Below are 25,552 nucleotides of genomic sequence, written 5' to 3'. Positions count from 1 at the left end.
GCGCTAACTCCGCGCCCGCCGAGCTTCCGGACTCGGGACGCGGGTCAACAACTGCGCTGTGTCACGGATGTCGTGCGTCTTCACGACCATCTCCGCGACCTCACGAACCGTGAAATCGGTCTCTATCTCCTGGCCGTAACACCGCGCGTACAGCGCCAACCAGTCGTTGAGCGCCCGCTCTAGCCCGGCCATCTCCGACTCATCGAAACGGGCGAACTCGCCGGTTCGCCCCTCGACATACACCGCGACGACATCGCCGACGCCGTCCCGAAGGTACGACAGCGCCCGTTCCTCGTCCGGCGGGTCGGCGGGCGGGTCGAACGATTCGCGGTCGCTCCGGGCGCGCTCCGCCAGCGCGGCGATTCGGTCGCGGTGCTCGGTCATCCCTCTCTGAACTCCACGCCCTTGTTACCGCGCGGGTGCTCCCACTCGGTCTCCGCGACGATGGCGCAGGTGCCACACTCGACGCACGGCTGCGTGTCGAGGCTGACTATCTTCTCCTCGTGTCCGTTCACCTGCACGGTCTCCTCGCGGTAACATCCGCCGCCGAAGTCCTTCGCGCTGACGGGACACGCCGAGACCGCCGCGCCGCTGGCTTCGTAGGAGTCGTTTCGCAGGCGGATGTGGGGGTTGCCCACGTCGGTGTCGTAGGTCAGGTCGCCGATTCGGTCGGCGAGGCTCTTCGGTTCGATCTCGTTCTCGTCCGTCACCGGCGTTCCGAGTTCCTCCGCGATGACCGTCGGAAGCGTGACGTAGGGCGTCTGCGTGTCCGGGATCATCGAGGAGAGGAACGGCGAACTGTACAGTCGTTCGAGCTGACCTTCTACGACGCCCGATCGGAGCACCGCTCGCCCGAGCTTCGAGGAGAGCAGGCTGTCCGTGATGCTCGCGGCCTGCTCGTTCTCGCCTAGCTGTCCGAGGGTTCGGTACTGCTTCGGGCGGAGTTTGCCCATTACGCCTTCGTCTTTCAACTTCTTCGCGTAGAGCTTACCCGCCTGCTCCGGTTCGCCGCGCATGCGCGCTTCCGCGAACGACTCCGCGGCGAGCGCGCCTGCGGTCACGGCGTGGTTCATACCCTTGATTATCGGTCCCTGTGCCTGCATCTGTCCGCCGGCGTCGCCGACGAGCACGAGTCGCCCGCGGTGCGGCGCGGGGGGGGCCACCTTTTTCGAGTCGGGGACGAGCTTCGCAGAGTACTCCACCTCGTCATAGTGGCCGTTGAGCCACTGGCCGAGCAGGGGGTGGGTGAGCAGGTTGTCGAGCAGTTCGTGCGGTTCCGCTTCCTCCGCGACGAGGCTGTCGAGGTGGAAGACGGTGCCGATGGAGAGCGAATCCTCGTTCGTGTAGAGGAAGCCGCCGCCCCGAACCCCGTCGAAGAGGTTCCCCGAGAACAGGTGCGCTTTCCCCGTCTCGTCGTCGACGTCGAATCGATTCTCGACGACGTCCTGGGGCATGTCGATGACGGCTTTGACGCCCTGGAACCACTCGTCCGATTCCTCCCAGTCCATCAGCCCCGCGTCGCGAGCGAGTTCGCTGTTCACGCCGTCCGCCGCGACGATGAAATCCGCCGTGATGGGGTCGAGTTCGTCGCATGTGACGCCGACGATCTGGCCGTTCTCCCGGAGCAGTCCGTTCACTCGCACGCCCGCCAACAGTCCGCCGCCGGTCTCGCTGGTCATCTCGTGAACGCGGTCGGCGAGCCACGAGTCCATCTTTCGGCGGAGCACCGCGTCGGCCCACTCCGTGTCGTGCTCGTGAAGCCGGGTGATGTCGAACGACTTCACCTTCTCGTCGGCCACGTTGTGGATGTAGTAGTCCGTGATGGGGCGTTCCGCCGCCTCCTCGCGGAAGTCGGGGAACAGCGAGTCGACAGTGTAGGGGGCGGACTCCTCGGCGTAGATGAGTCCGCCGGAGACGTTCTTCGATCCGGCCTCGACACCGCGTTCGAGGACGAGCGTTTCGATTCCGTTCCGTGCGAGCGTCGCGGCCGCCGCGGCCCCGCCGGGCCCCGCTCCGACCACGACAGCCTCGTAGTGTTCGTATTCCTCCGTCATCGTCTCAGTCATCGTCTTCCGCTACGACCGCATCCAGTTCGCCCGCCTCGACCGCGTCCGTGAGGCGGGGGAGCACTTCGAAGAGGTCTCCTTCGACGAAGTAATCGCTGAAGTCCTTGATGTCGGCGTCGGGGTCGGTGTTGATGGAGATGATGGTGTCCGATTCGTCCATTCCGACCTTGTGTTGAATCGCGCCGCTGATGCCCGCCGCGATGTAGAGGGGCGGTTGAATGACCTGTCCGGTTTCGCCGATCTGGCGCTCTTCGGTGACGTACTGCTCGACGTGTCCCTCGACGCTGTAGGAAGCGGTGACGACGCCGCGCGACAGTCCGAGGTCGGCGTCGTCGAAGGCGTCCACGAGGTCGAGCGCGAGTTCGATTCCTTTCGTCGGATCGTTGCCGATACCGCGTCCGACGGCAACGACGACCTCGCGCCCGGTCAGGTCGATGCCGGTGTCGAGCACGTCCCAGTCGGAGACGTCGACGCGGAACCAGTCGTCGGGCAGGTCGATGTCGTGGGAGACGACCTCGCCCTCGCGCTCCGGGTCGGCTTCCATCGGTTCGAAGCTCCCCGGAATCACGGAACAGCCCTGCGGGTGGAACTCCCTGTCGGGGTTGTCGAGACAGAGGATGGTCGAGTACTCGAACCCGGAGAAGTCCGGACGCTTCATGTGAAGCACGCGCTCGAAATCGACCTTCTCGCCGGGCGTGCCCGTCTTCACGGGATTGGAGATGAGTTCGTTCTCGATGGTCAGCCCCGAACAATCGCTGGCGAGGCCAGAGTCGAGTTCGCCCTGCACCTGCGCGGAGAGGTCGCGTCCGTTGTTTGTCGCCGGGAAGAGGAAGTAGCGCGGCTTGTCGTACTCCTTCCAGTCGGCCTCGGTTCGGGCCATATCCGCGACGATCTCCGTGTACGGTTTGTGGCGGAACCGCTCCAGTCGGTCGTCGTCGTGGTAGACCGCCACGTCCGCACCGATGGTGATGCACTCCTCGGCGAGTTCCTCCATATCGTCGCCGACGAGTACGGCGACGACGCGCTCGTCGTCGCCGTACTCGTCCGCGTAGTCGTCCATCAGTTCGCGGGCCTTGCCGAGCATCTCCTGCGATACGTCGAGGAGTTCGCCGCCCTGCGTCTCGCAGTACACCCACATGTCGCGGTAGACGCCGTCCTCCAGCGCCCTGACGTGCTTCTTGTCCGCGGTGGGGTGGGTGAGTTCGTCATCTTCCTCGTCTTCCGCTTCTTCCTCGTCGCTCGTTTCCGATTCGTCGGGTTTCTCGGCAGTGGCCTCCGCTTCGTCGGGGTCTTCCACGTCCTCTTCGGTCGCTTCGTACTCCCCTTCGGTCTCAGTGTCCTCTGTGGCTTCGCCCTCGGTCTCCTCCCGAACTTCGTCGATTCGGGCTTGGATGACCTCCTTCGCCGTCGTTCGGTCTTTGCCTTCCTCCTCACTGGTGAGCAGGTCATCCAGCGCGCCGGGGTCTTCGACGGTCTTCACGTCGTCTTCGAGTTCCTCGACGGTTCGCTCGCCGGGGTCTACGTCCGTCATGGTCAGTCACCCGCCGCGAAGGGTTGCATCGTTTCGAGCACCTCGGACATTCCCTCCTCGTCGTCGGGCGTGACCATCGTGGCCTCTCGCTCCGCTGGGGCCTTCGGAATCGGGTCGACCGACGACACGATCGTCGGCGATCCGTCCAGTCCGATGTAGTCCGGGTCGAGGTTGAGGTCGGCGTGATCCCACGTTGTCATGTGGTCTTCGTGTTCCTCGGCGCGCACCTCCGTCTCGTCTTTCAGCTGTTTGCGCCGGAGTCGGTGGGTGGCCTTCCGATACGACGACTCGTACTCGGGGTCGGTGATGATGAACGCTGGAAGCGGCGATTCGACGGTCTCTATCTCGTCCACGTCGCCCTCCACGAGTCGCTTCGCGCGGACGCGTCGCTCCGCTTCGTCCACCTCCATGGCGATGACGTGCGTGATGATGGGGTAGTCGAGACACCACGCCGTCTGCGGTCCGGTCTGCCCCGTCTCGCCGTCCGCGGTCTTGAACCCGGCGAACACGAGGTCGGGTTCGCCGATCTTCTCGATGCCCGACGAGAGGGTTATCGCGGTCGCCCACGTGTCCGCTGCGGCCATCTCGCGGTCGGAGAGCAGATAGAGGTCGTCGGCGTACACCGTCATCGCTTCCCGAAGCACGTCGCCATAACCGGGCGGACCCATGCTCATCGCGCTCACCTGCCCTCCGTGTTTAACCTTCGTCTGGAGGGCTGCCCGCAGCGCGAACTGGTCGTTTGGGTTCATCACCGTCGGCGTCTTTCCGCGCTCTAGATGGCCGTCCTCGTCGAACGACACCTGCCCTTCGCGGAAGTCGGGGACGCCCTTGGTCAACACGACCGAGTGCATCGGTACCTCCTACCGTGAATGTGTTTAGTTGGCATACGTCATTTCCTACCATTCCCTCAGTCATTATTATACTGTCGGGGAACCAACAGAGAACCGACATGCGAGCGCGTTACCTCCGGTGGCCGACAGCTATGGCACCGGCGAAACCACCGAGAGAAACTGTCAGCTACCGATAAAAGTGTCAGATACTACGCCTGTGGGGCGGGACCGTCCGAAGAGTTCCGCTCCCGTTGGTGGGTCGTATCGACCGACTCGTCCACGTCGTTCGCCTCTCGCTCGACCTCGTCGGTCGGTTTGCGCTTCTCCGTGCGGATCATCGTCATCTCGCCGCGGGCGCGCATCGTCCCGTCGGCGGTGGCGTTCTCGTGGAATTCGAGGTCGGTGCAAGAGACGTCACCGAGCACCTCCGCCTCCTCTTCGAGGACGACGGTTCCGTTGCGGGTGGTCACGTCTCCGTGGATTCGCGTTCCGGAGCCGACGACAATGTCGCCGCGCGCGCGGAGACTTCCGAACAACTCGGTGCCCGAGCCCATCTCGATCTCCTCGGCACGGATGTTCCCGTGTAGGCGACAGTCGTCGCCGATGGTCGCGGGCGTCGAGACGCGCCACGCGTCGTCGCTGACGCGGGCGTTTCGAGGGATGACCGCCGGGTCCGCCTCGGTCTCGTCCAGCATCTCGTCGATGACGTTCTGGGCGGTCTCCTCCTCGCCGAGTCGCAGGAGTTGCGAGAGGTAAACGAACAGGAAGACGACGGTCGGCATCGGATTGCGGATGACGATCCACCCGTTCGCCTCGAACCCCTCGTCGATCTGTACGTCGTCGCCGATGTCGAGGTCGCCGCTGACCATCAGCCGTCCCGAGACGCGGACGCGCTCGCCGAGGTAGGCGTCCTGTCCGACGAGCACGTCGCCGTCCACGTCGCACCAGAGGTCGAGGCGGCAGTCGGCCTCGGCTTCGATGTGACCCCCGAAGGTCGCTCGCTCGCCCGCGATGACGTGGTTCCCGCGAACGCCGAACTCGACGGTGCTCTGTGCGCCGACGATGATATCGCCGTCGGTCACGAGGTCGTGTTCTTCGACGGTCGTCCCGTCGGGAATCGAGAGGGTGTCCAGTGAGTCGGAGCGGAGCGGCACACATCCTACCAGCGAGTCACCGGTAATAAATCCTCCCGCGTGTGTCTGACGAGCGTCTGCCGCCCGCACCGTCGCGTTCTGTAGCTTTTTTATTTGGTCGCGGCCAACGCTTGCGTATGACCACACTTTCCTTCGACGACGAGGGCGTCGACGTCGTCTACGAGGGCACCGAGTTTCGCATGTCGAAAGACCTCATCGAGGAAGCGACACGGAAATCGTACTACGACGTGACCGACCACGAGGTGCTCAGACTGGTCGAGAAGAACCCCACCCTCGGCGGGCAGGCTCGTCGGATCGGTGACATCATCCGGTAGCGTTTAGGTGCGGGAATCGAAAACGTGGAACATGAACCCCCCTGCCGACTTCGACCACCCCGCGTGGGTGACCGCGGCGAGCACCATCGCGTCCTACCTGCTCGTGCTTGCGGTGATGACCGTCCTGCTCTTCGGCGTTCCGTACCTGCTTTTCACGGCGTTGTGAGTCGGCCCTGGTGAGAGCGTGAATTCGAGAGAAAGATAACGAGACCGCACCGAGCGCTAGCCCTCGATAAAGCCATTCTCACCCAGTTGTTCGCTCGCAGGGCGCTTCGCGCCTACTCGCGTCGGTAAGCGACACTGCTACACCGAATCGACACTGCACCATTAAAACGAGAATTCTCCGCCAAAATCCATCCTGCGAAGCTATCTTTTACGAAAGCGGGAAAACGCGAACGGAGAGAAATCGACCGACCCGAACGTTAGGCGAACGTCTTGGAGACTTCGTCGTCCTCGTCTTCTTCTTCGATCTTCTCCCGCGCGTCGAGGAAGTCCTGCATCGTGATCTCGGTGCGGTCGTCGCGGATGGCGAACATCCCGGCCTCCGTGCAGATGGCCTTAATGTCGGCACCGCTGGCGTCACCCGTCTCATTTGCGAGTCTCACGTAGTCCACGTCGTCGGCGACGTTCATGTCGCGGGTGTGGATGCGGAAGATCTGTTCGCGGCCTTCCTCGTTCGGGTTCGGCACCTCGATGAGGCGGTCGAACCGCCCGGGGCGCAGGATGGCACGGTCGAGCATATCGAAGCGGTTCGTCGCCGCGATGATGCGAATCTCGCCGCGCTCCTCGAAGCCGTCCATCTCCGAGAGCAGTTGCATCATCGTGCGCTGCACTTCGGCGTCGCCCGACGTCTTCGAGTCGGTGCGCTTCGACGCGATGGCGTCGATCTCGTCGATGAAGATGACGGCGGGTTCGTGGTCACGGGCGACTTGGAAGAGGTCGCGCACCAGTTTCGCACCCTCGCCGATGAACTTGTGAACGAGTTCCGACCCGGCCATCTTGATAAACGTGGCGTCGGTCTGGTTGGCGACCGCCTTCGCCAACATCGTCTTCCCCGTGCCCGGCGGACCGTAGAGCAGAACGCCAGATGGTGGGTCGATGCCGACGTCTTCGAACATGTCGGGGCTCTCTAGCGGCATCTCGACCGTCTCGCGGACTTCGTTCATCTGCTCTTCCAGCCCACCGATATCGGTGTAGGTCACGTCGGGACTCTTCGTGACCTGCATCACGCGAGCGCGCACGTCGGTCTCGTCGTCGAGCGTCTTCACGATAGAGAGGGAGTTGTTGACGGCAACGCGCGAATCGGGTTCGATGTCGGTGCGCATCTCGTCGGTCACTTCGGTAACGGCCTCTTGATTGTTTCCGTGCTGTTTGATGATGACGCCCTCCTCCGTTATCTCCTGCACGGTGGCGACGAACAGCGGCGACTGTTTTAGTTTCTTGTTCTCGTGCGTGAGTCGTTCGAGCTTCTGCTGGTATTTGTTGTTCTCTGCGTTCGCGTCGAGGAGCTTATCCCGCATCTCCTCGTTCTGTGATTCGAGGACTTCGAGGCGTTCCTGAAGTGCCTCTATCTTATCCTGTTGGGACGTACTCTCCTCGTCGTAGGGGAGATCAACGTCTTCCACAGTGTCGGTCATCAGTACCCGATAAGCGCCTGTCTCTTAAGAGGCTTCGGGTGAGTGACGTTTCGTCCCCACTGATTGTCGTAGAATACTAATTCCCAGCAGTAATATTTCTGAATGGGAAATATTATTAGGCTGTATTCGAAATGGGTGATTGATGAGTGCACCAGAGCTGTCACACACGAACGGAACTCGGTTGCGAGACGCGGACTCGACCGACACCATCCGCGACCTACCGCCGAGCGCAAAACTAGTCGCAAAGGTGCTCGAATACAACGAGACGATGACCCAGAGCGAACTCGCGGACGAGACGCTCCTTCCGCCACGGACGGTTCGCTACGCGTTGAACCGTCTCGAAGACGAGGAACTCGTGGACTCGCGCTTTTCGTTCTCCGACGCACGCAAACGTCTCTACACGCTCGACCTCGAATAGAGCGAACCTTTATAAATAAGAGCGCGGCCAATCGTAGCCATGCTCTCTCGAAGTCGCCGTCTCGAACTTCCCGTCGTTCGACCAGCGTGTCCCGTGCGAGCCTCCGCGATTCCTCACGGAAATCATTTAAGGCCTGTATGCTAAGTACGCAACCAATGACACGGGTGATTCACACGGGCGACACCCATATCGGGTATCGTCAGTATCATTCGCCCGAGCGACGGGACGATTTCCTCTCCGCGTTCGACAGCGTCGTCGACGACGCCATCGAGAACGACGTGGACGCCGTCGTCCACGCCGGCGACCTGTTTCATGACCGTCGCCCGGGACTCGACGATATCCACGGAACCATCTCCGTCCTCCGAAAGCTCCGATGGGCGGACATTCCGTTTCTCGCCATCGTCGGCAACCATGAGAGCACGCGCGGCGACCAGTGGCTCGACCTCTTCGAGACGCTCGGGCTTGCGACGCGACTCGGTTCCGACCCCATCGCGGTGGGTGACACGGCTTTTTACGGGTTAGACCACGTCCCGTTATCAAAGCGGGACGACCTCGAATACGAGTTTGCCCCCCACGAGCAAGGCCACGCCGCACTCGTCGCCCACGGGCTCTTCCAGCCGTTCGAGTTCGGCAACTGGGACGCCGAAGAGGTACTCACCGAGGCGTCGGTAGAGTTCGACGCGATGTTGCTCGGCGACAACCACCAGCACGGGAAAGAACGAATCGAAGATACGTGGGTCACGTACTGCGGTTCGACCGAACGCGCGAGCGCGAGCGAGCGCGACGACCGGGGGTACAACATCGTCACGTTCGACGGCGACACCACCATCACTCGGCGAGGAATCCCGACTCGAGACTTCGAGTTCATCTCGGTCGGACTCGGCGAGAGCGAGGGCATCGACCGCGTCCGCGAGGTGGTTCGGGAGTACGACCTCGAAGACTCGGTCGCGCTGATTTCGCTTACCGGCGACGGGGAGGACGTTACCCCCGCTCGCGCCGAGGCGTTCGCGCTGGACGAAGGCGCACTCGTCGCTCGCGTGAACGACCGACGCGAGATAGAAGCCGAGACCGGCGACCTCTCCGTCTCGTTCGCCGACCCCGACGACGCGGTCAGGAAACGCGTCCGCGAGATGGGACTCAGCGAGACGGCTCACGACGTGGACGAGATCGTTCGCGCGAGCAAAGTAGCCGACTCGAACGTCCGAACCGCCGTGGAAGAGCACGTCTCCGACCGCATTGAAGAGGGCGTCACCGCCTTCGAACCGGCGGACGACGTGGTAAGCGGAGCAGTGCCGGAGGAAGCCCCCGACGCGACCGAGTCGAACGGCCAGACCGATTCGACCGACTCGACTTCAGAGAACGAATTGGGTGAGGAAGCACCCTCGGCGGGTGCAAGTGCCGAAGCATCCGCGGAAGCGGACGAGTCGGACGAACTCGACGAACCGAAATCTCCCGCGCAAACCGACCGAGGGGATCCGGGGGACACCGACGGACAGATTTCGATGGAGGACTTCCTGTGAGGTTCGACCGAATCCGCCTCTCGAACTTCAAGTGTTACGAGAACGCCGACCTGCTGCTCGACTCGGGCGTCACAGTCATCCACGGTCTTAACGGCAGCGGCAAATCCTCACTGCTCGAAGCGTGCTTTTTCACGCTGTACGGTGCGCGAGCGCTCGACAGGACGCTGGACGACATCGTCACCATCGGTGCGGACGACGCGGAGGTCGAACTTTGGTTCACGCACGCGGGCGGGGAGTATCACCTTCACCGCCGAGTTCGCGCGACGGGCGAGACGGCCCAGACCGCGAAGTGCGTGCTGGAAACACCGGATGGAAACGTCGACGGCTCTCGTGACGTGCGCAACCACATCGTCGACTTGTTTCGGATGGACGCCGAGGCGTTCGTCAACTGCGCCTACGTCCGGCAGGGCGAGGTGAACAAACTCATCAACGCGACGCCCGCCCAGCGACAGGACATGATAGACGACCTCCTCCAACTGGGCAAACTGGAGGAGTACCGCGAGCGTGCGAGCGACGCCCGCCTCGGAGTCAAAAGCGTCCTCGACGACCGACACGGAAGCCTCTCCGAACTCGATTCGCAGATAACGGCGAAAGAAGAGAAGAACCTTCACGAGTTGTTGAACGACCTCGAATCGAAGCGCAACGAGACGGAATCGGAGATAGAGCGGTTCGAGGAGAACCGCGACAAGGCACGGCAGACGCTCGAAGACGCCGAAGACGTACTCGAAACGTACGACGAAAAGCGCGAGGAACTGCGTTCGCTCGCGGACGATATCGAGGAACTGCAGACCGAGATAACCGAGGCGGAACAGGAGCGCGAGGAACTTCGAACCCGAGCCACGAAAAACAGGGAGCGAATCTCGGAGTTGGAGTCGAACGTCGAGGCCGCGCTGGCCGAGACGGAACTCGACGCGGCAACCGAGGACGCGCTCGACGCGCGACTCGACGCGCGACTCGACGAACTCGACTCCGAAGACAAGTCGGTCGCGGAAGCGTTGAAAGACGCCCGCATGAAAGCGCAAATGTTCGACAATCAGGCGTCGAATCTCGCCGAACGCGCGGACGAACTCGAATCGCGCGCCGGAGAGAAACGAGAGCGAGCCGAACGACTCGACACGGAAGCCGAGACTGCGACAGAGGAGCTCGAAGACCGCCGCGAGAAACTGACGGAAATCGACGCCAAAATCGAGTCTCACCGCGAGCGGTTCGCGGACACGTCGGTCGAGTTCGGCGACGCGAGCGACCACTTCGAATCGCTTCGCTCAGACCTCGCCGACCGCCGCGAGGACGAGACGGAACGTCGGGCCGACCTGAAAACGGCGAGAGAACAGGTCGCGGAAGCCGAGAAACTGTTGGAGGAAGGCAAATGTCCAGAGTGCGGGCAGGAAGTCGAGGGGTCTCCCCACGTCGATTCGATAGACGACGACCGCGAGCGAGCGTCCGAGTTAGAAGCGCAGGTCGAGCAGTGCCGCAAGGCGCGAGAGGAACTGGAAGCGAAAATCGAGGACGTCGAATCGCTCGTGACGGCCGAAAACCGCGTAAAAGAGCTGCGAAACAACCGCGATAACGTCGCACAGCTGGTCGAAGACCGCGAGAAAGCGGTCGGCGAAAAGCGCGAACAGGCCGAGACGCTCCGCGAAGAAGCCGACGAACTGGCGGCCGACGCGGCGGAACGACGCGAGGACGCGGACGAACTCGAAGCGAAAGCGGAGACGCACCGGGAGACGGTCGCCGACCTCGAAGCGGAGCGAGAATCGCTCACCCACCGACACGACCGAATCGAGCAGATTCGGTCACTCCGAGGAGAAGTGGACGACGCCGAGGACGAACTCGAACGCCTCTCCGAGAAGCGAGACCATATCGAAGAACTGAACGACCAGCGACGCGACCGTCTCACTGAGAAGCGGTCACGCCGGACGGAACTGCAGGCGACGTACGACGAGTCCCGCGTCGACCAAGCGCGAGAGGACAAAGAACGGGCCGAAGGGTATCTCGAACGAGTCGAAGAGGAGTTGTCGACCCTTCGGAAGCGACGGGACGGCCTCATCGACAGAATCGGCGGCGTCCGGGGCGAAATCGAGGAACTGGAAGAACTCCGCGACCGGCGCGACGATATCCAATCGCGCGTCTCCGCGCTCGAGTCGTTATACGACGAAGCCGCCGACCTACAGGCAATGTACGGCGACCTCCGGGCGGAACTCCGCCAGCGGAACGTCGAAAGTTTGGAACGGATGTTGAACGACGTGTTCGACCTCGTCTATCAGAACGACTCCTACTCCCGCATCGCGCTCGACGGCGAATATCGACTGACCGTCTACCAGAAGGACGGCGAACCGCTTGATCCCGAACAGCTATCCGGAGGCGAGCGGGCGCTGTTCAACCTCAGTCTGCGTTGTGCCATCTATCGCCTCCTCTCGGAGGGTATCGAAGGAAGCGCGCCGATGCCACCGCTGATTCTGGACGAACCGACGGTGTTCCTCGACTCCGGCCACGTCTCGCAGTTGGTCGAGTTGGTGCAGTCGATGCGCAAGTTAGGTGTCGAACAGATAATCGTCGTCAGCCACGACGAGGAGTTGGTCGGAGCCGCGGACGATCTCGTTAGGGTGGAAAAGGACGTGACGACGAACCGTTCCCACGTCCAGCACAGGGACTCACTGGCCGAAGTCGCCGACTAACGGTTCCAGTCCGTCGGTCGCGGTGGCGGTCAGGTCGTACCCGCGTTCGCCAGCAACTCGGCACTCCTCGACGAGTCCGGCGGCACGGAACTCGGCGAGGTACCCATGGAGGTCGCTCTCGCAGAGGTCGTACGCGGAAAGCAGTTCGCGGACGGCGAGCGGCCCTCGTTCGTGGAGTTCGACCAACAGTCCGAGCGCGCGTTCGTTCGGAACTGCGGTGAGGATGCGACGAGTGGCGGGGCTGATTCGACGGGCAGTGGTTTCCAGCGGCGATTCGCCTTCGGCTAGGTGGAGTCGGTCGTTTTCGAGATAGGTTTCGTCTCCGGTTCGTGGGTCGCGGACGAGGCTCGATTCGCCCGACCGCTTGAGGAGGAGATACCGCTGCCCCGATTCGTCGTGCACGGTTCGCATAGGTCGAGGTAGCGCGGCGACGCGGTTAGTCCTTCTGGACGGCGCGGTATCGCCGATAGCCGCGCGCGAACGCCACGAGACCGACGACGATGAGTCCGCCGCCGACCGTCCATCGTCGCTCGAACCCGATGAGCATGAGCCCGAGACTGAGCGCGAACAGGGCGACGTTGAAGAGCAAGACCTGCACCCAGAACTCCTTCTGTAGCTCCGAATCCGCGTCTACCTGACTGTAGTCGCGCACCGACGGCGCGTCGATTTTGAGGTTCTCGGACGGGTCGTTCACCTCCGGGACGAGGTCGGCTTCGGGGGCGTCACCCGGGTCTTCCGACCCTTCGTCGTCGTGACCGAATCTATCGAACACCGGTTCGAAAAATCGCGGGGGAAGTGAAAAGCGTTCGGAGTCGATTCGGTGTCTTTTCAGACGTGTTTCTCTAGCGTGACCGTGCTGGATGCTTTGAGCCAGCCGAGAGGATTCTCAGCGTCGTAGAATACCACCCCGTCGTCCGTCTCGTAGGCTTCGATCGAACCCATCGGCTCGTCGAGAGCCGGGAGCCCGGTTTCTGCGCGGTCCAGCTTACTGTCTTCGGTGGCACGGTCAGACATTGACTTGACCTCTGACTATGCTATGCGCTAACACATTAAATCCCTTTCTATTCCGGCGACTCGCACAAACGGGAGGGTTTTTACCGGGAAGCACCAAAAACAATCGACATGACTCAATCGGGGCTTGGTGATTTCGCGGGTGGGGACGAGCGACCCGCGGCAGAAGCCCACGCCGTTGCTGGAAACGACGACACTGCGGCACACGTCGTGGACGCTAACACGGAGTGGCTTCCAGACTCACAAGGTGATATCGAACTGGCAGTGACGCAGGTCGATTACACCATCGAAGGCAGCGGTGAGAACGAAGAGCCGATCATCCACGTCTTCGGACGGACACCGGACGACGAACTGGAACACGTCCGCGTCGTTGGCTTTCGACCGTACTTCTACGCGCCGACCGAGACCCTCGACGACGAGAAACTGAACGACGGCCGCATCACCGGCTTCGAGGAAGGGTACGAGAGCATCCGCGGCGAGCGACTGACGAAGATCTTCGGGAGGACGCCCCGCGACGTGGGGAACATCCGCGACCAGTTCGAACATTACGAAGCGGACATCCTCTTTCCCAACAGGTTCCTCATCGACAAGGACGTAAAAAGCGGCGTTCGCGTACCGGAGCGTCGCCGGGAAGACGGTGAAATCGTCGTGCGAGAGGACGAAGTCGTCGCCGCCGACGTACACGCGAACCTTCGGGTTCACACCTTCGACATCGAGGTGGACGACCGCTCGGGGTTCCCCGAGGACGGCGAGGAACCCATCATCTGTCTCACGAGCCACGACTCCTACAACGACGAGTACATCGCGTGGCTGTACGACGCCCCGGACGGCGGTGTCGAGGAACCGGGTGACCTCCCCGACTACGAACCATTTCGAGAGGGGTCGAACATCGACGTGCGGACGTACGAGAGAGAGGAAGCGATGCTGGAGTCGTTTCTCGACTACATCACTGAAACCGACCCGGACGTGCTCACGGGCTGGAACTTCGACGACTTCGATGCGCCGTACCTCTTAGACCGCCTCGAACGGTTGGCGGGGGGACACCACGACTACAACCTCGATTACGAACGCCTCTCTCGCGTGAACGAGGTGTGGCGGAGCGACTGGGGCGGCCCGACGATAAAGGGTCGAGTCGTCTTCGACTTGTTGTACGCGTACAAACGCACGCAGTTCAGCGAACTCGACTCGTATCGCCTTGACGCAGTCGGCGAGGTCGAACTCGGCGTCGGCAAGGAACGCTACGCCGGCGACATCGGCGACCTCTGGGAGCAGAACCCAACGCGCCTGCTAGAGTACAACGTCAGGGACGTGGAACTCTGCGTCGAACTCGACCGCAAGCAGAATATCATCGCCTTCTGGCAGGAGGTGGCATCGTTCGTCGGCTGTAAACTCGAAGACGCGACGACACCCGGCGACGCGGTGGACGTGTACGTCCTCCACGAGGCCCACGGCCAGTTCGCGCTTCCCTCGAAAGGTCAAGTCGAGAGCGAGGACTACGAGGGCGGCGCGGTGTTCGACCCGATTACGGGCATCAAGGAGAACGTCACGGTGCTCGACCTGAAATCGCTGTACCCGATGTCGATGTCGACCATCAACGCCTCACCGGAGACGAAAGTCGACCCCGAGAAGTATGACGGAGATACCTACTGCGCGCCGAACGGAACCCACTTCCGGAAGGAACCGGACGGCATCGTGCGCGCGATCATCAACGAAACGCTGGCCGAACGCGAGGAGAAGAAAGAACTCCGAAACGAGCACGACCCCGACAGCCACGAGTACGATATCTTCGACCGGCAGCAGGCCGCGGTGAAAGTTATCATGAACTCGCTCTATGGCGTACTCGGGTGGGATCGGTTCCGCCTCTACGACAAGGAGATGGGCGCGGCGATCACCGCGACCGGCCGTGAAGTCATCGAGTTCACGGAAACCGCGGCGAACGAACTCGACTACAGAGTGGCGTACGGTGATACTGACTCGGTTATGCTCGAACTCGGCGGCGATATCGAGAAGGGGGACGCTATCGAGCAGTCCTTCGATATCGAGAAGCACATCAACGCTCGTTACGACGAGTTCGCGCGCGAAGATCTGAACGCCGAGGAACACCGCTTCCAGATCGAGTTCGAGAAGCTCTATCGTCGGTTTTTCCAAGCAGGGAAGAAAAAGCGTTACGCAGGGTACATCGTCTGGAAGGAGGGCAAGGACGTAGACGACATCGACATCACGGGGTTCGAGTACAAACGCTCGGACATTGCACCTATTACGAAGGAAGTTCAGCAGCAGGTCATCGAGATGATCGTGACGGGGGAGGATCTGGACGACGTGAAAACGTACGTCCACGACGTTATCGAAGACTTCCGCGAGGGGAACGTCGACTTGGACGAGGTCGCCATCCCCGGCGGCATCGGGAAACGACTCGACGATTACGACACCGACACGGCCCACGTCCGCGGGGCGAAGTACGCCAACCTCCTCATGGGAACGAACTTCCAGCGCGGGAGCAAACCCAAGCGACTCTACTTGAAGAAAGTTCATCCGACGTTCTTCGAACGGATGGAGGGAAAAGAGGGCTTCGACGCGCGAACCGACACGCTTTACGGCGAGTTCAAACGCGAACAGGACGTCATCTGCTTCGAGTACGCGGATCAGATACCCGACGAGTTCGAGGTGGACTGGGACAAAATGCTCGATAAGACGCTGAAAGGACCCATCGAGCGCGTACTTGAAGCTCTCGACATCTCGTGGGAGGAAGTGAAGTCAGGACAACAACAGACGGGTCTAGGAAGTTTCGTGTGAGCGGCGTCGAAAGTATCGCCGAGCCGTAAGGAACCACCATTATTTTCCGGTCTGCGAAAAGAATCTTTACTTTCCGGAAATCGATTGCATACGAATGCGAAACCGTTATGGGACGACCGACCCTTGCTCCAAATGACTTAGGTGAACCTAACTATGGCAACGCTCGAACTAAGAAATGTCCACGCGGAGGTCGTGGAAGAAGGTGAGAAGATCCTCAAAGGCGTCGATCTCGAGGTTAGCTCCGGCGAGATTCACGCACTGATGGGACCGAACGGAAGTGGGAAATCGACGACGGCGAAGATAATCGCCGGACACCCCGCGTACGAAGTGACCGACGGCGAAGTGCTCGTCCACCTCGAAGAGGGCGAGTTTGGCGACGTCGAGATTCCGGGGGACAAGCGCACGTGGAACCTCCTGGAACTGGAGCCGAACGAGCGCGCGGCGCTCGGCGTCTTCCTCGGCTTCCAGTACCCTGCCGAAATCGAGGGCGTCACGATGTCGAACTTCCTCCGAACCGCCGTCAACGCCAAGTTCGAAGAGCGCGAAGAACTCTTCGAAGAAGGCGACGACGAGGAAGAAGAGGAAGAAGAGGCCGGCTACGACACCAGCCCGATGGAAGGACCGGCCGACGAGGGCGAGATCAGCGTCGCGGAGTTCCAACAGCTCTTGAAGGAGAAGATGGAACTGCTCGACATGGACGAGAAGTTCGCCCAGCGCTACCTCAACGCCGGCTTCTCCGGCGGCGAAAAGAAACAGAACGAGGTGCTGCAGGCCGCCCTCCTCGAACCGTCCGTCGCGGTGCTCGACGAGATCGACTCCGGGCTGGACATCGATCGCCTGCAAGACGTATCGAACGGGATCAATGCCCTGCGCGACGAGCAGGGTACCGGAATCCTACAGATTACCCACTACCAGCGTATTCTCGACTACGTGGAACCCGACGCGGTTCACATCATGCTCGACGGGGAAGTCGTCATGGAAGGCGGGCCGGAACTCGCCAAGGAGCTCGAAGACAAAGGATACGACTGGGTTCGCGACGAAGTCTACCAAACCGCATAAGGTGAAACTATGAGTTCAGAACAGGATCACTTGAAAGAGACAGATACGGAAGAACGGTTCGAGTTCAAGAAAGAACAGCGGGCCGCCGTCAAGTCCGACAAGGGGCTGACCGAAGAGGTCGTTCGCCTCATCAGCGAGGACAAGGACGAACCCGAGTGGATGCTCCAGCGCCGCCTGCGCGCGCTGGAACACTACCAGAACATGCCCCTACCGACGGACTGGCCCGGCCAGCCCGACCTCACGGAACTCGACATCGAGGAGATCGTTCCGTACATCCGCCCCGACGTCGACACCCGCGGCGGCGCGGATAGTTGGGACGACCTGCCCGAGGACATCAAGGACACCTTCGACAAACTCGGCATTCCAGAAGCCGAACGCAATGCGCTCTCGGGCGTTGGTGCCCAGTACGAGTCCGAGGTCGTCTACCAGAACATGCAGGAGCAGTGGGAGGAGAAGGGCGTCGTCTTCATGAACATGGATGAAGCCGTCCAGGAGCACGAAGACCTCGTCAAGGAGTACTTCATGACGAAGTGCGTGCCGCCGAGCGACAACAAGTTCGCGGCGCTCCACGGCGCGGTCTGGTCCGGCGGGTCGTTCGTCTACGTCCCGGAGGACGTGACGGTCGAAATGCCCGTGCAGGCGTACTTCCGCATGAACTCCGAAGGGATGGGGCAGTTCGAGCACACGCTCATCATCGCCGAGGAAGGGAGCGAAGTCCACTACATCGAGGGCTGTTCCGCACCGAAGTACTCCGCATTCAACCTCCACTCCGGCGGCGTCGAGGTGTTCGTCGGGGAGGATGCCCACGTCCAGTACTCGACCGTGCAGAACTGGTCGAAAAACACCTACAACCTGAACACCAAGCGCGCCATCGTCGAAGCCGGTGGCCGCATGGAGTGGGTCTCGGGTAGCATGGGGTCGAAAGCCACCATGCTCTACCCGTGTTCCATCCTGAAGGGGCGCGGCGCGAGCGCCAACCACATCTCCATCGCGTTCGCTGGCAAAGGCCAGAACATCGACACCGGCGCGAAGGTGTACCACAACGCGCCTCGCACCAACTCGACCATCGAGTCGAAGTCCGTCAGCAAGGACGGCGGCCGCACGAACTACCGCGGTCTCGTCCAGATCAGCGACGGCGCGGTCGATTCGTCCACCTCGGTCGAATGTGACGCGCTGATGTTCGACAACGAATCCACATCGGACACGATGCCGTACATGGAGATCAACGAAGACCGCGTGGACGTCGCCCACGAAGCGACCGTCGGGAAGATCGGCGACGAAGACGTGTTCTACCTCCAGAGTCGTGGCCTGGACGACGACGACGCGAAGCAGATGATCGTGAGCGGATTCATCGAACCCATCACGGAGGAGTTACCCATCGAGTACGCGGTCGAACTCAACCGCCTCATCGAACTCGAGATGGAGGGCAGCCTCGGATGAGCACGCAGGTGCACAGCACTCTCTCGGAGGAGACCGTCCGCGATATTTCGAACGACCTCGGCGAACCCGAGTGGTTGCTCGAAACGCGCCTCGAAGCGCTGTCGGCGCTCGGCGACCTCGACATGCCGCAGGTCATTCGGACGCCGGGCCGCGACTGGACGAACCTCGACGCACTGGACTACGACAGTTTCGTCGATCCGCTCGGTGCCGAAGAGGAAAAAGAACGCGTCGAACCCGAAGGCGTTCGCGTCCTCTCGCTGTCAGAAGCGCTCGACGAGCATGGAGATATCGTGGAAGAGCACTTCGGCTCCGTCATCGACCCGCAGGAAAACTACCTGACGGCGCTCTCGACGGCGCTCTTTACGTCCGGTACACTCGTCTACGTCCCGAAGGGTGTCGACGCCGAGGACGTGACCATCCGGACGACGATGCAGAGTCAGTCGCTGTTCAACTACACGCTCGTCGTCACCGAGGAATCGAGTTCGGTGACGATTCTGGAGCGACAGGACTGCGAACCGTTGTCGGGCGAACGCTACTACAGCGGACTGGTCGAGATCGCGACCGGCGAGAACAGCCACGTCCAGTACGGTTCCCTGCAGGAGTTGGACGAGGAGACGTACAACTACACACTGAAGCGCGGTAGCGCCGCCGACTACGCGTCGGTCAACTGGATCGAGGGCAACCTCGGTTCCCGGCTCACGAAGTCCTCCGTCGAGACGACGCTCGACGGCGAGGGCTCGGAGACGAAGATCGTCGGCGCGTTCTTCGGCCACGACGACCAGCACTTCGACGTGGCGGCTCGCGTCTGGCACAACACGGCGCATACGACGGCCGACCTCGTGACACGCGGCGTGCTGGACGACGAGGCGCGCTCCGTCTACGAGGGCGTTCAGGACGTCGGCACCGAAGCGTGGGACACCAGCTCCTACCAGCGCGAGAACACGCTGATGCTCTCGGACGGAAGCGAGGCCGACGCCTCGCCGAAGCTCATCATCAACAACCACGACACCGAGGCGAGCCACTCCGCGACGGTCGGACAGATCGACAAGGAAGATCTGTTCTACATGACCTCGCGCGGCGTGCAAGAGCAACTGGCGAAGAACATGCTCGTGGAAGGGTTCTTCGTGCCCGTCTTGGACGAGATCGAAGTCGAAGAACTCCGGAACGACCTCGAATCGAAGATCACCGAACGGCTGCAGAACTGAGCTACTCTTCTTTCGTCTCTCTCCTCGCGCGACCGCATCAGGGACTGTTAAGTTTCCCCGCCGCTACTGCTCACGCATGAGTGTGGGTCAGCGCGTCTCGTCCGATCGCCAACTGGCGCGCCTGCTTCAAATCGGTGTCGTGCTAGAGGAGGTCGTCGAGGCACGGGCCGCGCACCACTTCGAGACGCTTCCCCCCGAAGAGCGCAACGAGCTTCACGAAGACGTGCGCGAACTGCTGTCCGAGGCGCGCGAAGAGTCGGCGGAGCACCGAGAACGTCTCGAATCGCTCATCGACGAACTCAACGCGAAGACGATCCCGTTCGAGGAGATCGAGACGCTGGTCGGAGAACAGTACGCCCAGACCGCCCCCGACGATTTCGACGGCGTACTCTACGACCAGCTCCACGGCGAGGAGACGGCGTACAAGTTCTACGACGACCTCATCGTAGCCATCGAGTCGAGCGACGCGACGTTCGCGCTCGACCGCGAACGACTGCTCGAAACGCTCACCGCGATTCGGGAGGAGGAAGCGGAGGGCGTCGAAGAAGTGGCGGAACTGATGGGGGACGGAGAATGAACACCGCAGATCAGTATCTGAAAACTATCTATCTCGTCCAACGCATCGAAGACGGACCGGCGGCGACCGGCGCGCTCGCGGATCAGCTCGACATCAGCCCGGCGAGCGTCAACGAGATGGTCGGAAAGCTCCAAGACCGTGGTCTGGTCGAACACGAGAAGTACCGCGGTGCGACCCTGACCGACGAAGGGGAGACTCGCGCCCGCGACGCCCTCCAGACGTACTGCATCCTCGAACGCTTCCTCGCCAACGTGCTCGAAGTCGAGGAGTTCCGCACCGAGGCGAGACAGCTCGAAAGCGTCATCGACGAGACGGTCGCGGAGCGACTGGACACCATCATCGACCGCGAACCGCAGTGTCCTGACTGCTTCCGCGCCGACGCGGACATGTGCGCGTATCTGGTCGAAGAGGGCGAGGCTGACTGAGCGAGTAGAACGAGGTAAATCGAATCGGCGTCGTGCGGTTTTCGTCGCCGGTCGTTTGCGGTACGTTCAAGTATCCGCCCAGATTACGTGACGACGAAGCCTCGCATCTACCGCCGAGTCCCGTGGTGGCGAGCAGCGTCGGAGGAACTGCGAGCCTCACGGGTCTTTGCGAGTGGAACGAGCAGAGTCCCGTGGTGTAGCGGCCAATCATAATGGCCTTTGGAGCCATTGACGGCGGTTCGAATCCGCCCGGGACTATACGAATCTTGGCCCAAATCCTTCTTTTTGTACTTGTTACTCCATCCAAAGCGTAACGGTGGTGGGTTCACACGGAGTGAAATCGTCGCTGGTACTGTTCGAAATCGTTCCGACGGATTCCATCGAGTTCTATAACTCGACTCCCATAGAATGAGATGTTGTTGAAATGTTTCATGTTTCATAATGTCAACTGGCACACAAAGTAGACGGTGACGGAACGTATCTTACCATCGTCGCGTCCATCGCGGTTATCTACGTCGGATATCGAACGCGAGGAGTCGTACCGGATGAGGATGACGGCTCGGACGACGCCACCGAACACGCAGAGCCAATAGAGTAGCGTATGTCGCGTTTCGTGGACTTTCGTCGCTTTGCACTCCCGGACGAAATCCCAGAGCGAAGGCGCACCGGCTGACAGAACTGGCTGATAGAAAACGATTCTCGGAAAACGTTCGACGCGCAATTCGATTACTGGGAACCGTACTGAATCGTCCCAGTCCACTTTCCGTATATATCGTCGGTCTGTTTGTCCCTATCGAGCAGGAGCACTTCGACGTTCAGCGTTCCGGAGTTGAACTGCTGGAGAGCAGCCTTCTCGATTTCGATTCCGTGCGTTCCCTCGTCGTGTTGGAACCGAACGCCGGCGCGTGCGACTCGCTCGCCGTTGATTCTGACCAGGAAGTACGGGTCACCGTCCACCAGCGGCTCAGGGTCGACGCCCGGCATGCTGGTGTTCGCAACGACCTCGACGTCGAAGTCGGAGTAGCCGTTTCCGCTTTTCGCTTCGACCTTGTTGGTGAACGTCACCTTCTTGATGCGTCCAGGCTCTCGCTTGTTGTCTATCGGCGCGTTCGGAGCCTTCGGCGGCGACCACGATTGAGCCGTCGTCGTCCCGGCCGTCGTCGTCCCGGCCGTCGTCGTCGCTGTTGTAGTAGTAGTCGCCGAGGTGGTCGTGGCGGTCGTCGACGTTGAACTGGTCGATGGCGAAGCGCTGGTCGTCGTTTCCGTCGTGGTAGTCGCATCCGACCCGCCGATGCCGTTACAACCGGCTAGCATGATGGCGAGGGCGAGGACGAGCACGGTTGACCGATAGCGATTCATACGTAAGTAGGTAATAGATATGAACCGTTAATATCCTTTTGCCGCTTTTCAATCGTCCGTTTCCTAATATCGATGTCGTCGGTATCGAGAGTAACGGAAACGTACGACGTTCGGCAGGTGATTTGAACGGAACGAACCGCTCGAATCCGTCGTCCGCCTTGCGGTTTCAACCGGTGAGCATCGCGGCACGAAAATACGCGTACCGACAGGGTGGGAGATGGTCGATTACGAGTAGGGACGGCTTATCGCCGATTGCGTCCGGTAAAGAGGAGCGGTTTGAAAGCTTCAATTCCCATGGACGATCTTCACGTCACTCAATTTTATCACTTTTTATTGACAGGTGGGAACAAGACGTATACCTTCTGACACATTCGTAACATCTACCATCGGTTGGGCGATATTATGGAATATAACAAAACAATCGGTACGAGATGACGGTTACAGAGGCAGAGTACGACGACGGTTCTTTACGTCTTTCGGTACGCTTCGACCCGAACAAGACGCTCCCGTTGGACGAACTGCTCACCGATAGCTACGTAAAGCTAAGCGTGTACGACAGGGAGGAGTTCGCGGAGAGGGGAATGCTGGCGCTTTACAATCGTATTCACTGCTGAGGGATCGGTGGCGAAAAAGCGGGGGATTTTCGTGGCGAGAAAACGGTCGGTACCGAGTCGGTTATCGAAGCGATTCAGAGTCGGTCGCGCCCCTTACGACGCGAGACGGAGCGCCCGACGTCGAGATCGTCGAACTTTCGCGCGACCGCCTGCAGATAGCGACGAACGTCGAACCCCCTTCGGCGTTTCGTTCGATTTCGTCGGGAACGGGATTTGCGCGTCGTTCCCCCTTTCCGACGGCTCAGTAGCCGTCGAACCGTTGCCTGTGTCTCCGGCGAGATGAGGGGGTTGTCCGGCGAAAACGCCTGCGAGAGCACCCCGCAGACCGCCGCGATGACGACGAAATAGTATCCGAGGGTCGTGATGATGTTCGCCGAGAAGAACGCCACGTAGATACCGTTCACGAAGAAGAACAGCCCGAGGAGCTGTAGCCCCCTGTTGAGGTACTGAAACGACGTGTCGGTCGTCGGTTGCTCGATGCCGTTTAGGTTTGTCGTACTCATCTACCCATACCTCATTTCGACGTGCGACGTAATGAAAGTCAGTCAGACATGTGTATTTAACGTGACTTGAACTGAAATGGACCTCTCTCGGCCACGACATACGTCGGTACGGCTCGAACGGCGGTCGTTCCGCTAGTCGAGCACGAACTTCAGGCGCTCTTCGTCGCTTCCCTTCGTCTCCCGCCCAGTGATTCGGAACTCGCCGATCTCGTCGGTGTCCCCGACGTGCGTTCCCGCGCAGGCTGTTCGGTCGTACTCGTCTATCTCCACGATGCGGATCTCGCGGATGCTCTCCGGCAGGAGTTGAATCCGCGTGCGCTCCGGGTCGAGCGTCGCTTCCGCCTCGTCACGACCCATCTCGTACCAATCGACGGACAGTCCCTCCTCGATGCGCCCGTTCATCTCCGATTCGATGCGGGCGAACTCCTCGTCGGTGAATCTCTCGTAGGCGCAGTCGATTCGGGCGCGGTCGGTGTACAACTGGTTGCCCGTCGTCCGCGCGTCGAAATCGTCCAACAACACCGCGGAGAGGAGGTGCTGTGCCGTGTGGTATCGCATATGCGGGTATCTTCGCTCCTCCCAGTTGATCCGCCCGACGACGGCGGTTCCCGCTTCCGGTGGCGTTCCATCGACAGTGTGATAGACGGTGTCTTTCTTCTGCACGTCGGTGACTCGCCACCTCCCATCGTCGGTGACGAGTACTCCCGTATCGCAGGGCTGGCCGCCGCCTTCGGGGTAGAACAGCGTCCGGTCGAGGACGACGCGGTCGCCCGCGACTCGCTCTACAGTCGCCTCGAACTCTCTGTCGTACGTGGTGTCGAGATACAGCGCCTCGGTCATATGCTGGTAGAGGAACAGGCGTCACTTAATGAACTCGTCGTAACGCTAAAGAGCGAATCGTGCGTTTGTATCAGTAATGAGTACGTACTTCGGACAACGGAGGAGATTTTATGGGTGTCGAAATTAAGGGTTCGCCGGTCTCTGAACAGGAATTCGAGGAGATGAAGGAGTTCGTCTACGAGTATCTCTCCGCGAGTGTGAAAAACGAAGAGGGTGGCGGGCGAATGCGCTGGTATCCGTGGCACTCCGCGGATTACCGCTTCAACCACATCCTCAACGTTGTGGATCTGGCCGAAACCATCGCGGAGCGGGAAGGTGCCGACGTGGACGTGGCCCGCGTCGCCGGATTGTTCCACGACATCGCCAAACTCGACGCGGATCAGGAGGTGCACGCGGAGGAGGGTGCGCGGGTGGCCCGCGAATATCTCGAATCGCACGGCGAGTTCCCCGAGTCGTTCGTCGACCAAGTGTGCAAGGCGGTCGAGAACCACTCGTATCAGGGTGACCTCTCGCGCCTCTCGAAGGAGACGCAGTCCCTCATCGAGGCGGACATGCTCGACAAGGTCGGCGCGAACGGAACCGCCCTGATGCTCCTGCGGATGGGTTACGAGGCCCGAACGCACATGGCCGCCGCGGAGATGGTCGACAGGGTGCTCGAACGCGGGAAGGACGCCTCTGCTCGGGTGCAGAGCGAGACGGCGCGAGATATCGCCCACCGCCGACTGAAACGCGTGAAGTGGTTCCGCGAGTGGTTGGAGGACGAGGTGCCGGAGATGGACGCGGAGCCGTCGGGGTCGCCCCGGAACGGAGATTTCTGAGCCCCGCGATTCGCCGGGTCTCGCCCGCGCTCTCGCCGTTCGCGCGGGCCGACAGCGATTCGCTCGTCCGATTTTATAACAGCGTCGTCGCGGCGTCGTAGACGAACATCACGCCCGCGAGGGCGAGCACGCCCGCGCTCAGATACGCGACCGCGGGCGCGAACGAATCGACCCGTTTTCCGGCGGCGACCAGTGCGACCGGAAAGCCGGTGATCCAAAGCGCGATACCGGCGAAGAAGCTCGCGACGATGACGGGGCCGCCGGTCGTCACCGCGAGCTCGCCGGGGAGACCGGAGAGCACGTCAAACCGCCCCAGGTCGAGCAGTCCGACGCCCGCCGTGAGCCACCAGATTATCTGGTAGGGATTCGTGATGGCGAGCGCGAACGCCTTTCTGAACCCCTTCGCGTCTTCCTCGACCGCGTCGGCGGTGAACGTCGCGGTCGCGTCCTTGGCCGCGCCGTAGGCGAAGTATAGCATGAGCAGTCCGCCGACGCCGACCATGAGACCCCGGACGAGCGGGGCTTCTCGAACGACCGCGGCGACCCCGGCGAGCGCGAGGACGAAAAAACAGGCGTCGGCGGTCATCGCACCGAGTCCGGCGAAGAAGCCCGACCGCCAGCCGCGGAGGACGCTCTCTTCGGCGATGACAGCGTTCATCGGCCCCGGCGGGGCCGCGAGCGAGAGTCCGAGGACGACCCCCGTGACCGCCGAAACGAGCACCTCCAGCATCGAACGCGGCTTCGCGCCGGGAAACCAAAAGAC

At 61.4% G+C, this 25,552-nt stretch carries 26 protein-coding genes and 1 tRNA gene; 14 read left to right on the top strand and 13 right to left on the bottom strand.

The window, feature by feature from the left end:
- Window positions 1–3: 3 nt before the first annotated feature.
- The 5 genes from LIW51_RS07335 to LIW51_RS07315 all read right to left on the bottom strand — a co-directional run bounded on the left by LIW51_RS07335 (window position 4) and on the right by LIW51_RS07315 (window position 5,581).
- Window positions 4–384: a DUF8055 family protein gene (locus LIW51_RS07335; protein WP_227376546.1), complete on the bottom strand. Its 381-nt coding sequence runs from the start codon at window positions 382–384 to the stop codon at window positions 4–6.
- Window positions 381–2,054 carry an FAD-dependent monooxygenase gene (locus tag LIW51_RS07330; RefSeq protein WP_227376759.1) on the bottom strand — a complete coding sequence of 558 codons (1,674 nt, stop codon included), beginning with the start codon at window positions 2,052–2,054 and terminating at the stop codon, window positions 381–383. The genes LIW51_RS07335 and LIW51_RS07330 overlap by 4 nt, the downstream gene beginning before the upstream one ends.
- A gap of 4 nt (window positions 2,055–2,058) precedes the next feature.
- Entirely contained in the window at window positions 2,059–3,597 is a 1,539-nt protein-coding gene (locus tag LIW51_RS07325; protein WP_227376545.1) for an electron transfer flavoprotein subunit alpha/FixB family protein, read from the bottom strand.
- A gap of 2 nt (window positions 3,598–3,599) precedes the next feature.
- Window positions 3,600–4,448, bottom strand: coding sequence for an electron transfer flavoprotein subunit beta/FixA family protein (locus LIW51_RS07320; protein WP_227376544.1), 849 nt, complete (start codon window positions 4,446–4,448; stop codon window positions 3,600–3,602).
- 188 nt (window positions 4,449–4,636) lie between these two features.
- Window positions 4,637–5,581 carry a polymer-forming cytoskeletal protein gene (locus LIW51_RS07315; protein WP_227376543.1) on the bottom strand — a complete coding sequence of 315 codons (945 nt, stop codon included), beginning with the start codon at window positions 5,579–5,581 and terminating at the stop codon, window positions 4,637–4,639.
- A gap of 116 nt (window positions 5,582–5,697) precedes the next feature.
- Here LIW51_RS07315 and LIW51_RS07310 point away from each other — a divergent pair, with 116 nt between their 5' ends.
- A complete protein-coding gene (locus LIW51_RS07310) occupies window positions 5,698–5,895 on the top strand; it encodes a DUF5800 family protein (RefSeq protein WP_227376542.1) in 198 nt (65 codons plus the stop codon).
- A gap of 31 nt (window positions 5,896–5,926) precedes the next feature.
- A complete protein-coding gene (locus tag LIW51_RS38455) occupies window positions 5,927–6,061 on the top strand; it encodes a hypothetical protein (RefSeq protein ID WP_255767365.1) in 135 nt (44 codons plus the stop codon).
- A gap of 256 nt (window positions 6,062–6,317) precedes the next feature.
- On the opposite strand, the gene pan1 is transcribed toward LIW51_RS38455, so the two are convergent.
- The gene (gene pan1, locus LIW51_RS07305) at window positions 6,318–7,532 is read right to left on the bottom strand and encodes a proteasome-activating nucleotidase Pan1 (RefSeq protein ID WP_227376541.1); all 1,215 of its coding nucleotides are present in this window, start codon (window positions 7,530–7,532) and stop codon (window positions 6,318–6,320) included.
- A 142-nt stretch (window positions 7,533–7,674) separates the two neighbouring features.
- On the opposite strand from pan1, the gene LIW51_RS07300 reads away from it, so the two are divergent.
- The 3 genes from LIW51_RS07300 (at window position 7,675) to rad50 (ending at window position 12,145) form a co-directional block, all read left to right on the top strand.
- Window positions 7,675–7,950: a MarR family transcriptional regulator gene (locus LIW51_RS07300; protein WP_227354666.1), complete on the top strand. Its 276-nt coding sequence runs from the start codon at window positions 7,675–7,677 to the stop codon at window positions 7,948–7,950.
- A gap of 155 nt (window positions 7,951–8,105) precedes the next feature.
- Window positions 8,106–9,470 carry a DNA double-strand break repair protein Mre11 gene (gene mre11, locus LIW51_RS07295; RefSeq protein ID WP_227376540.1) on the top strand — a complete coding sequence of 455 codons (1,365 nt, stop codon included), beginning with the start codon at window positions 8,106–8,108 and terminating at the stop codon, window positions 9,468–9,470.
- A complete protein-coding gene (gene rad50, locus LIW51_RS07290; RefSeq protein ID WP_227376539.1) occupies window positions 9,467–12,145 on the top strand; it encodes a DNA double-strand break repair ATPase Rad50 in 2,679 nt (892 codons plus the stop codon). The genes mre11 and rad50 overlap by 4 nt, the downstream gene beginning before the upstream one ends.
- Here rad50 and LIW51_RS07285 read toward each other — a convergent pair.
- The 3 genes from LIW51_RS07285 to LIW51_RS07275 are packed head-to-tail and all read right to left on the bottom strand — an operon-like array spanning window position 12,122 to window position 13,159.
- Window positions 12,122–12,556 carry a DUF7346 family protein gene (locus LIW51_RS07285; protein ID WP_227376538.1) on the bottom strand — a complete coding sequence of 145 codons (435 nt, stop codon included), beginning with the start codon at window positions 12,554–12,556 and terminating at the stop codon, window positions 12,122–12,124. The two genes, rad50 and LIW51_RS07285, sit on opposite strands and share 24 nt — an antisense overlap.
- 25 nt (window positions 12,557–12,581) lie before the next feature.
- Complete coding sequence (locus tag LIW51_RS07280; protein WP_227376537.1) at window positions 12,582–12,917, bottom strand: DUF7322 domain-containing protein; 336 nt, start codon at window positions 12,915–12,917, stop codon at window positions 12,582–12,584.
- Between the two features lie 56 nt (window positions 12,918–12,973).
- Window positions 12,974–13,159, bottom strand: a complete 186-nt coding sequence (locus LIW51_RS07275) for a DUF7331 family protein (RefSeq protein ID WP_227376536.1) — start codon at window positions 13,157–13,159, stop codon at window positions 12,974–12,976.
- A 108-nt stretch (window positions 13,160–13,267) separates the two neighbouring features.
- Between LIW51_RS07275 and LIW51_RS07270 the strand changes: the two genes are divergently transcribed.
- From LIW51_RS07270 to LIW51_RS07240, 7 genes are all read left to right on the top strand, one after another.
- The gene (locus LIW51_RS07270) at window positions 13,268–15,949 is read left to right on the top strand and encodes a DNA-directed DNA polymerase (protein ID WP_227376535.1); all 2,682 of its coding nucleotides are present in this window, start codon (window positions 13,268–13,270) and stop codon (window positions 15,947–15,949) included.
- Window positions 15,950–16,102: 153 nt separating this feature from the next.
- The gene (locus LIW51_RS07265; protein ID WP_227376534.1) at window positions 16,103–17,008 is read left to right on the top strand and encodes an ABC transporter ATP-binding protein; all 906 of its coding nucleotides are present in this window, start codon (window positions 16,103–16,105) and stop codon (window positions 17,006–17,008) included.
- Between the two features lie 9 nt (window positions 17,009–17,017).
- Entirely contained in the window at window positions 17,018–18,448 is a 1,431-nt protein-coding gene (sufB, locus tag LIW51_RS07260; RefSeq protein WP_227376533.1) for a Fe-S cluster assembly protein SufB, read from the top strand.
- Window positions 18,445–19,653: a Fe-S cluster assembly protein SufD gene (gene sufD / locus LIW51_RS07255; protein ID WP_227376532.1), complete on the top strand. Its 1,209-nt coding sequence runs from the start codon at window positions 18,445–18,447 to the stop codon at window positions 19,651–19,653. Before sufB ends, sufD begins: the two co-directional genes overlap by 4 nt.
- A gap of 76 nt (window positions 19,654–19,729) precedes the next feature.
- Window positions 19,730–20,230: a ferritin family protein gene (locus tag LIW51_RS07250; RefSeq protein ID WP_227376531.1), complete on the top strand. Its 501-nt coding sequence runs from the start codon at window positions 19,730–19,732 to the stop codon at window positions 20,228–20,230.
- Window positions 20,227–20,655, top strand: a complete 429-nt coding sequence (locus LIW51_RS07245; protein WP_227376530.1) for a metal-dependent transcriptional regulator — start codon at window positions 20,227–20,229, stop codon at window positions 20,653–20,655. Before LIW51_RS07250 ends, LIW51_RS07245 begins: the two co-directional genes overlap by 4 nt.
- A 185-nt stretch (window positions 20,656–20,840) precedes the next feature.
- Window positions 20,841–20,913, top strand: a tRNA-Gln gene (locus LIW51_RS07240).
- Between the two features lie 468 nt (window positions 20,914–21,381).
- Here the strand turns inward: LIW51_RS07240 and LIW51_RS07235 are convergent.
- Window positions 21,382–22,014 carry a hypothetical protein gene (locus tag LIW51_RS07235; RefSeq protein ID WP_227376529.1) on the bottom strand — a complete coding sequence of 211 codons (633 nt, stop codon included), beginning with the start codon at window positions 22,012–22,014 and terminating at the stop codon, window positions 21,382–21,384.
- Between the two features lie 431 nt (window positions 22,015–22,445).
- Here LIW51_RS07235 and LIW51_RS07230 point away from each other — a divergent pair, with 431 nt between their 5' ends.
- Entirely contained in the window at window positions 22,446–22,628 is a 183-nt protein-coding gene (locus tag LIW51_RS07230; RefSeq protein ID WP_227376528.1) for a hypothetical protein, read from the top strand.
- Window positions 22,629–22,702: 74 nt separating this feature from the next.
- Here the strand turns inward: LIW51_RS07230 and LIW51_RS07225 are convergent, their stop codons facing one another.
- The gene (locus LIW51_RS07225) at window positions 22,703–23,131 is read right to left on the bottom strand and encodes a hypothetical protein (protein WP_227376527.1); all 429 of its coding nucleotides are present in this window, start codon (window positions 23,129–23,131) and stop codon (window positions 22,703–22,705) included.
- A 132-nt stretch (window positions 23,132–23,263) separates the two neighbouring features.
- Window positions 23,264–23,971: an alanyl-tRNA editing protein gene (locus LIW51_RS07220; RefSeq protein WP_227376526.1), complete on the bottom strand. Its 708-nt coding sequence runs from the start codon at window positions 23,969–23,971 to the stop codon at window positions 23,264–23,266.
- Between the two features lie 110 nt (window positions 23,972–24,081).
- Here LIW51_RS07220 and LIW51_RS07215 point away from each other — a divergent pair, with 110 nt between their 5' ends.
- Window positions 24,082–24,789 carry an HD domain-containing protein gene (locus LIW51_RS07215; protein ID WP_227376525.1) on the top strand — a complete coding sequence of 236 codons (708 nt, stop codon included), beginning with the start codon at window positions 24,082–24,084 and terminating at the stop codon, window positions 24,787–24,789.
- A 73-nt stretch (window positions 24,790–24,862) separates the two neighbouring features.
- Here LIW51_RS07215 and LIW51_RS07210 read toward each other — a convergent pair whose 3' ends face one another.
- A complete protein-coding gene (locus LIW51_RS07210; RefSeq protein WP_227376758.1) occupies window positions 24,863–25,519 on the bottom strand; it encodes a LysE family translocator in 657 nt (218 codons plus the stop codon).
- Window positions 25,520–25,552 lie beyond the last annotated feature (33 nt).

Source organism: Haladaptatus halobius (assembly GCF_020618475.1).
GTDB lineage: Archaea > Halobacteriota > Halobacteria > Halobacteriales > Haladaptataceae > Haladaptatus > Haladaptatus halobius.
Note: the sequence above shows the minus strand (reverse complement) of the source record. Positions and strands in the feature narration are given on the sequence as shown.

Excerpts from the sequence above, each read along its gene's own strand:
- LIW51_RS07335 (WP_227376546.1), bottom strand. The coding sequence starts at position 384 with ATGACCGAGCACCGCGACCGAATCGCCGCGCTGGCGGAGCGCGCCCGG.
- LIW51_RS07330 (WP_227376759.1), bottom strand. The coding sequence starts at position 2,054 with ATGACGGAGGAATACGAACACTACGAGGCTGTCGTGGTCGGAGCGGGG.
- LIW51_RS07325 (WP_227376545.1), bottom strand. The coding sequence starts at position 3,597 with ATGACGGACGTAGACCCCGGCGAGCGAACCGTCGAGGAACTCGAAGAC.
- LIW51_RS07320 (WP_227376544.1), bottom strand. The coding sequence starts at position 4,448 with ATGCACTCGGTCGTGTTGACCAAGGGCGTCCCCGACTTCCGCGAAGGG.
- LIW51_RS07310 (WP_227376542.1), top strand. The coding sequence starts at position 5,698 with ATGACCACACTTTCCTTCGACGACGAGGGCGTCGACGTCGTCTACGAG.
- LIW51_RS38455 (WP_255767365.1), top strand. The coding sequence starts at position 5,927 with ATGAACCCCCCTGCCGACTTCGACCACCCCGCGTGGGTGACCGCGGCG.
- pan1 (WP_227376541.1), bottom strand. The coding sequence starts at position 7,532 with ATGACCGACACTGTGGAAGACGTTGATCTCCCCTACGACGAGGAGAGT.
- LIW51_RS07300 (WP_227354666.1), top strand. The coding sequence starts at position 7,675 with ATGAGTGCACCAGAGCTGTCACACACGAACGGAACTCGGTTGCGAGAC.
- mre11 (WP_227376540.1), top strand. The coding sequence starts at position 8,106 with ATGACACGGGTGATTCACACGGGCGACACCCATATCGGGTATCGTCAG.
- LIW51_RS07285 (WP_227376538.1), bottom strand. The coding sequence starts at position 12,556 with ATGCGAACCGTGCACGACGAATCGGGGCAGCGGTATCTCCTCCTCAAG.
- LIW51_RS07275 (WP_227376536.1), bottom strand. The coding sequence starts at position 13,159 with ATGTCTGACCGTGCCACCGAAGACAGTAAGCTGGACCGCGCAGAAACC.
- LIW51_RS07270 (WP_227376535.1), top strand. The coding sequence starts at position 13,268 with ATGACTCAATCGGGGCTTGGTGATTTCGCGGGTGGGGACGAGCGACCC.
- LIW51_RS07265 (WP_227376534.1), top strand. The coding sequence starts at position 16,103 with ATGGCAACGCTCGAACTAAGAAATGTCCACGCGGAGGTCGTGGAAGAA.
- sufB (WP_227376533.1), top strand. The coding sequence starts at position 17,018 with ATGAGTTCAGAACAGGATCACTTGAAAGAGACAGATACGGAAGAACGG.
- sufD (WP_227376532.1), top strand. The coding sequence starts at position 18,445 with ATGAGCACGCAGGTGCACAGCACTCTCTCGGAGGAGACCGTCCGCGAT.
- LIW51_RS07250 (WP_227376531.1), top strand. The coding sequence starts at position 19,730 with ATGAGTGTGGGTCAGCGCGTCTCGTCCGATCGCCAACTGGCGCGCCTG.
- LIW51_RS07245 (WP_227376530.1), top strand. The coding sequence starts at position 20,227 with ATGAACACCGCAGATCAGTATCTGAAAACTATCTATCTCGTCCAACGC.
- LIW51_RS07235 (WP_227376529.1), bottom strand. The coding sequence starts at position 22,014 with ATGAATCGCTATCGGTCAACCGTGCTCGTCCTCGCCCTCGCCATCATG.
- LIW51_RS07230 (WP_227376528.1), top strand. The coding sequence starts at position 22,446 with ATGACGGTTACAGAGGCAGAGTACGACGACGGTTCTTTACGTCTTTCG.
- LIW51_RS07225 (WP_227376527.1), bottom strand. The coding sequence starts at position 23,131 with ATGAGTACGACAAACCTAAACGGCATCGAGCAACCGACGACCGACACG.
- LIW51_RS07220 (WP_227376526.1), bottom strand. The coding sequence starts at position 23,971 with ATGACCGAGGCGCTGTATCTCGACACCACGTACGACAGAGAGTTCGAG.
- LIW51_RS07215 (WP_227376525.1), top strand. The coding sequence starts at position 24,082 with ATGGGTGTCGAAATTAAGGGTTCGCCGGTCTCTGAACAGGAATTCGAG.
- LIW51_RS07210 (WP_227376758.1), bottom strand. The coding sequence starts at position 25,519 with ATGCTGGAGGTGCTCGTTTCGGCGGTCACGGGGGTCGTCCTCGGACTC.